Source organism: Evansella halocellulosilytica, assembly GCF_002335745.1.
Classification (GTDB): Bacteria; Bacillota; Bacilli; order Bacillales; family Salisediminibacteriaceae; genus Bacillus_CA; species Bacillus_CA halocellulosilytica.
Genome location: NZ_NIST01000001.1, coordinates 449,589 through 455,980, shown reverse-complemented (window position 1 = coordinate 455,980; position 6,392 = coordinate 449,589). Strand labels below are relative to the sequence as shown.

The 6,392-nt window shown below is 40.2% G+C and carries 5 protein-coding genes and 1 pseudogene; 2 read left to right on the top strand and 4 right to left on the bottom strand.

Features of this window, described 5'->3' with window-relative positions; genetic code table 11:
• Together CD001_RS25875 and CD001_RS02030 are read right to left on the bottom strand one after the other, a co-directional pair.
• A pseudogene (locus CD001_RS25875) lies at positions 1–150 on the bottom strand (IS5/IS1182 family transposase); the annotation flags it as partial.
• A gap of 273 nt (positions 151–423) precedes the next feature.
• Positions 424–1,545 carry an NAD(P)/FAD-dependent oxidoreductase gene (locus CD001_RS02030; protein ID WP_096185971.1) on the bottom strand — a complete coding sequence of 374 codons (1,122 nt, stop codon included), beginning with the start codon at positions 1,543–1,545 and terminating at the stop codon, positions 424–426.
• Positions 1,546–1,707: 162 nt separating this feature from the next.
• On the opposite strand from CD001_RS02030, the gene CD001_RS02025 reads away from it, so the two are divergent.
• Both CD001_RS02025 and CD001_RS02020 read left to right on the top strand, forming a co-directional pair.
• Entirely contained in the window at positions 1,708–2,466 is a 759-nt protein-coding gene (locus CD001_RS02025; protein ID WP_096185970.1) for a hypothetical protein, read from the top strand.
• Between the two features lie 10 nt (positions 2,467–2,476).
• Positions 2,477–3,208, top strand: a complete 732-nt coding sequence (locus tag CD001_RS02020; protein WP_096185969.1) for an ATP-binding cassette domain-containing protein — start codon at positions 2,477–2,479, stop codon at positions 3,206–3,208.
• Positions 3,209–3,378: 170 nt separating this feature from the next.
• On the opposite strand, the gene CD001_RS02015 is transcribed toward CD001_RS02020, so the two are convergent.
• Complete coding sequence (locus tag CD001_RS02015; RefSeq protein ID WP_096185968.1) at positions 3,379–4,539, bottom strand: M20 family metallopeptidase; 1,161 nt, start codon at positions 4,537–4,539, stop codon at positions 3,379–3,381.
• Positions 4,540–4,721: 182 nt separating this feature from the next.
• Positions 4,722–6,272: an FAD-dependent oxidoreductase gene (locus CD001_RS02010; RefSeq protein ID WP_096185967.1), complete on the bottom strand. Its 1,551-nt coding sequence runs from the start codon at positions 6,270–6,272 to the stop codon at positions 4,722–4,724.
• Positions 6,273–6,392 lie beyond the last annotated feature (120 nt).

Sequence of the window (6,392 nt, the reverse complement as noted above, 5' to 3'; positions counted from 1 at the left end):
TCTTCACTGTAGTAAGGTTTTACTTTGTCATATATGAAGGAAAAATCAATTGTGGCATCAATTTTTCTTAGTAAGTGGTCGTCCTGGGACTAACTGATCGATAGAGACCATTTCGAGTTCAACTTGTTTTGCACGAATGGGGCGTAACACACGATCACCTCACGAGTGGTTTTATCTATATGATACTATATTTACCTGAATAATCAGATAAAACTGTTGAAAAAATAACCATCATTTCTAAATAGGAAACGATGGATGTTCTAGGTTGATTGAAGAACGAAAGGCGGCGACTCCAATGGGATCAGTGCAGTCTGAAAATCCATTCTGACGATGCTTCGCTGAGTCAGAATTAGTTGAAGACAAGCCCCATGGAAAGCGTCCCCCGGGAGGGCTGAGATCGTGAGATATCATACTTTTCTTTTTTTACATGAGTTTTATCGCTTCACGAACGTCATAATCGTTCATGTCAATTTCAAGTGGTTCACCGAGAGCAAGATTTGCGAGTTCACTTCCAAGGTAAGGGCCGACTGTTAATCCAGAAGCACCAAGTCCGTTCGCAAATAACATGTTGTTGAAACTTGGTAACGAACCAATGACAGGGAGGAAGCCAGGTGTGAAAGGACGAAAGCCAACTTTTGTTTCAACAACCGTACATTTTGAAAGCCCGGGTGCGATCGTCAAAGCTTTATGTAAAATGTCGTGGATTCCTCCAACAGTTGGTCGCATGTCGTATCCGACATCGTCTTCATGTGTTGCCCCAATCACAACTTTACCGCCTCCAAATGAAAGGAGGTACTGGTTATTCGGTGGCATGACGACAGGCCAATTAGCTGTGTCGACGTTTGGCATGTCTAAATGAACAATTTGCGCTTTTTGAGGACGAACCATTAGTTCGATATCGAATGGTTCGAACAATTCCTTTGCCCAAGCTCCCGCGGTTACGATCACTTGATCCGCTTCGATCAGATTCCCATTAACCTCGACTCCGGTCACTTCGTTTTCTTCACGGATTAGCTTAGCATCGCCGTTATGGATAACAGCACCATGTTTTTCGGCTGCACGGATCAGTGCATCACGTAATGCTTGGCCATTTACTCGGGCACCGCCGCTTACGTGCACAGCAGCGTACTCATCCGATAATGGGGGAAACATGCTCCGTGTTTCTGTATGGCTTAGTAAAGTGATGTCACCTATTTCTGGTGCATCTTCACGGCGTTTTTTCGCTCTTTCAACCATTTTTTCCAACTTTGAATGATCGTGGTGGAGGCTAATTGCACCAACACGGGAATATCCAGTTTCTGTTTCCCCGTCTTGTTCTAATCGTCTAATTAAATCAGGATAATATTTAGCTCCGTTTTTCGCGAGGAAATACCACGCTTTATTGCGCCGCTGCGTCAGCCATGGGCAAACGATTCCAGCTGCAGCTTCAGTTGCTTGTCCACGATCCTTTCGATCAATTAACGTAACTTGTGCCCCGGATGTTGCAAGGTGATAGGCAGTAGAAGCACCAAGAATTCCAGATCCAATAACGATGTATGATTTCAATGTAAACACCTTTTCTTTAAATAAAGTCTCGTTTCATTTTATCAAACCTCATACAAAACCCTCAAACAGCAAATGGAACGTTTATTTTAATTAATACTGTACATTTTCTGAAAATTCGATATAATAGGTGATGGTAAAAATAGTAAGTAAGGGGCATGAACGATGGCAGTAAGGCAAATGCATGAATTTTTTATTTTATTTTTGAAAGTCGCTGTGACATCTAAGATGAATATCGTTTTTATTCTCGGATTTCCGCTTGTATATATGCTTTTTATTAGTGCCAGCTGGCTTCATAACAATCCTAGCCAAGAGGAGTTCATGTCAGTTTTAATGATCTTTTTAAGTATTCAAGTATTTATTATGTCCATGCAAACGATTGCTAATTTAATCTTACATCGTGAATCAGGATTTTTTAAAATGTTCAAGTTTATTGCTGGCGCAAAATGGCCGATAATTCTTGGACAAATGTTAGCGAACTTACTCTTTCTAGTCATAAATGCTAGTATTCTAACGTTCGTTACGAGTTTACTATTTGGTCAATTCCATGTGTCAATTCTCTTCATCCCGGTCTTGTTTGTAATGATAACACTTATACCTGCAACATTCGCATTAATGTGGCTGCTAATGTTGAAAATTAAACAGGAATCAATCAGTGCAATTATAAGTATAAGTATCTTTTTCGTTATATTTTTAACGTTTAACAATTTTGTCCCTGATCAATATGCAATTCCTTTTACGATCGTGAATCCAGCGTTTTACTCATATCAATCTGGGTTATTTTTGTTAGAACTGTTTTCATATCCGCAAAATGAAGCAACGATTCCAGCATATACTTTGTTTGCAATTGGCATTTTGTATGTCGCTGCCGGAGTATTATTTATTCAACGGACTCGTATCGTCTCAACAGTGTTAAGAACGTGAGGTGGCATTCATGATCATCGAAAATGTGTCGTATCATTATCCAAAAACAAATAAAAAAATATTAAACAAAGTGACTATTACGATGAAACAAGATAAGTTAAATGTTATTTTAGGCAAAAATGGTGCCGGTAAAACGACACTGTTTGACGTTATCACAGGATTAATCGTTCCGCAAAAGGGATCGATTCAAAAGCTGCCATCGAGTAAGGAAATTGTATATGGAAATCAAGGACTTTATTTTTCCAATGCATTAAAAGGAAAGGATTATGTAAGATTGCTGTTACATAGTGATCATCAGATGAAAGAAAAACTAAACGGTCCGGTCATAAGAGAAGGTATGACGAATGATGAACAGACGAAAATGGAGGAGCTTTGGTTTAGACCGATTGGACAAATGTCTGTTGGAGAGCGTCGTTGGTTATTAACATTTTCAATGAGTTGTATGGATCGGAAGCTTTATTTGTTTGATGAGCCTACTTCAGGTGTTGACCCTGATGCAAGAATTCAAATTATGCAAAGACTGCAAGCGATCGCAGTTAAGAAAGATAAAACAGTTGTTATGTCGACACATACATTGCATGAATTGCAGTTTTACGATGCACATCTCATTTTACTTCATGAAGGCAGTATCGTTTATCAAGGTGACTATGACCAATTTTTGCGCGAAGCTGGTGAGTCCAATCCTGATCTAGCGTTTCAAAAAATGACACTACCGAAGCGATCAAGTGAAGCCGTAAAATGACGATCTGCAATAATTTGTGCGGTGTTTAAACACAAGAAATGGCTCTCACCAAGTGAGGGCCATTCTTTGTTTTGTTTCAGTCTTTAAAGACAACATCAAAACGTATGAACTTTAATAGAAGTGTATAAACATACAAACTATCATGAAACGAACAATTTTAAGCGAACTGTTTATTTTTTTTGGAATTCTTCTTTAATCTTATGCATCAATGAATCATTTGTCAGCACATCGTAACCAGTTAATGCGAGTGATTTTACTCCAACAACCATACCGTCAAATCCTCTTTTACTTAGCGCAGCTTCTCGAAACTCATGAGTATGCGCGACAATTGGGTGATCACTAATTTGAATATACGGATGAATCGAAGGGACGCGTTGACTGACATTTCCCATATCTAGTGAACCGCCGCCGCTAGGAGGTAGGATATCTTCTAAAGGAATACCAACCTCTGTTAAGTTTTCCGTAAAACGTGAAGATAACGCTTCATTCGTTACCATATCATCATAGGAATATTCATAGTTTGAAATTTCTAGTCGAGCTCCTGTTGCTAATGCAGCTGCTTCCGCACAGTTTTTCACTTTTTGTACGACTTCGTTTAACGTACTTCGCTTAGCTGCTCGGACATAAAAGTGGGCTACAGCGTAATCTGGAACGATGTTCGCGGCTTTACCGCCTTCAGGAATGATCCCGTGAATGCGAATATCAGATGTGACGTGCTGTCTTAATGCATTGATCGAATGGAACGTTTGCAGGACGGCATCAAGTGCATTGATGCCGTCTTCTGGAGAGGCAGCTGCATGGGCAGCTTTTCCGTGAAACGCAAACTGTAGTGCATCCATCGCTAATGAACTGCCGCTTTTCTGATAGCCTTCGCTAGGATGAGCCATCATTGCTACATCCAAGTGATCGAAAATTCCTTGTTCAGACATCGTCACTTTTGCTCCGCGTGTCTCCTCGGCAGGAGTCCCGTAAACATATACTTTTCCTCCTGTTTGATGAACGACTTTACTTAAGGCAATACCTGCAGCTGCTCCCATTGTGCCGATTAAATTATGACCGCATGCATGTCCGAGCTCAGGAAGTGCATCATATTCAGACATAAAACCAATGCAGGGACCTGGTTTTCCGCTGTCATAGACTGCTTCAAATGCTGTCTCCACATTGACGATTTTTGTGTTTACCGTAAAATGATGCTGTTCTAGAATGCTAGTCAATTTTGCACATGCTTTATATTCTTCATTTCCAAGTTCGGGGTTATGACCTATGTATTGGCTAATGTCATATAAGTCATTTTTTAACTGCTCAATTGTTTCAATGATCAAGTCTTTCATTCCGATTTCCTCCTCGAGAAACTAATATATATTCGTATTGTATCATAAACATTCACTTTGGAGGATAGAGAAGAGTTTACGTTTACTGTCAGACGTACGAGCTAAAAGTTCGTTGTAGGATTCTATCAAAAAGTACCCAAAATAAAAGAAGCTGTCCTTTCAATGGACAGCTTCAGTACTCATTATGCTTCTCCTTTTCTTAACGGTTCTTCTGCAGGACCTTCGATGACATCTCCGTCAAAGGAATACCGTGATCCGTGGCACGGGCAATCCCACGTGCGGTCTCCGGAATTCCATTCGACTTCACAGCCCATATGCTTACATGTCGTATCTACGAGGTGCACTTCGCCATCATCATCTCTATAGCAGCCTACCCGGTTTCCATTTAAGTCAACGACAGCACCTTCGCCTTTTTGGACATCGTCTACTTTCATTTTAATCGGTTTTAGCTTCCCTTTGGTCATCTCTTTCGCGACATTCCAGTTTTCCTTAATAAACTGTTTAATACTTGGATCTGCATGGAAACGTTCAGGTGAATAGATCTCCATGGCTGGTGTATCTCTTTGCAGAACTGATTCTTTTAAAACATGGGCTGCTGCAGTACCGTTTGTCATCCCCCATTTCCGGTAGCCAGTTGCAACAAAAATATTCGTATGGTTATTTGATACAGGACCGATATACGGGATGTTATCGAGTGTTGTCAAATCTTGAGCAGACCAGCGATAAGCAATATTATTTGCCTTAAAAATGTCCTTCCCGAACGTTTGCAGCGCTTCATAATGCTCAATTGTCGGTGCGCCTTGTCCTGTTTTATGGTTTTCTCCACTTAAGAGCAAATGCGTTTCTCCGTCGATTTCAACTGTTCGGATCGACCGTTTCGGTTGATCTACGCTTAAGTACATGCCAGGTAAATGATCGACATTCCCTTTAGCTGCCAACACGTAAGCACGGTCAGCCTTTAATCGTGAGAAGTACCATCCTTCTCTGTCATAGAAAGGGAAGTGAGTGCATTGTAAAACAAAATTACACGTAATATAGTGACCATCACGAGTTTCAACGCTTACGTGCTGACCTGTTTCTGACTCACCCATGATTTCGACTGCAGTCGTTCCTTCAAAGATTTTTCCGCCATTTGCAACAATCTCTTCTACTAATTTTTTCAAATATTGCAACGGGTTAAACTGTGCTTGATCCTTCATTGCAATCGCCTTTGTAATCTCCACTGGGAACGGAAGGGAGGCGATCTCCTCTGAAGGAATCCCGAGCTTTTTGTAAGCTTCATATTCTTTTTCAAGCTTTCTTTTATAACGGTTTGTCGTTGCGTACAATATGGCGTCTTTTTCTTCATACCCGCAGTCAATTCTATACTGATCGATGGTCTCTTTAATAAATGACTTTGCATTCATCGTTGTTTCATAATATGTTTTTGCAAAATCTTCGCCAAAATGGTGGATAAGTTCATCGTAAATGAGGTCATGCTGGGAAGTAATTTTTGCAGTCGTATGACCTGTTGTCCCGTTGAACAAAGTATCTCCTTCAATTAAGGCTACTTTAACACCTTCTTTTGCTAATAAATAAGCAGCTGTAATCCCAGTAATGCCGCCGCCTGCAATTAAAACCTCTGTTTCAAGGTTATCTTCTAACTTATCAAAGGAAGGGATATTTGTTGAATGTAACCAATAGGATTCAGGGTATTGAGGTAAGCCTCCATAAGGATCAGATGTTCCTGTCATAATCGTTCCTCCTTCAATTTCCACTTTAAAAAAGTCAGTTCTACTTCATATTTATTCTCAAAGGAAATCTTTTCTATTCAAAGACTTAAAACTTCGTCATATTTATAGAGGCATTCCACA

Excerpts from the sequence above, each read along its gene's own strand:
- CD001_RS02025 (WP_096185970.1), top strand. The coding sequence starts at position 1,708 with ATGGCAGTAAGGCAAATGCATGAATTTTTTATTTTATTTTTGAAAGTC.
- CD001_RS02020 (WP_096185969.1), top strand. The coding sequence starts at position 2,477 with ATGATCATCGAAAATGTGTCGTATCATTATCCAAAAACAAATAAAAAA.
- CD001_RS02015 (WP_096185968.1), bottom strand. The coding sequence starts at position 4,539 with ATGAAAGACTTGATCATTGAAACAATTGAGCAGTTAAAAAATGACTTA.
- CD001_RS02010 (WP_096185967.1), bottom strand. The coding sequence starts at position 6,272 with ATGACAGGAACATCTGATCCTTATGGAGGCTTACCTCAATACCCTGAA.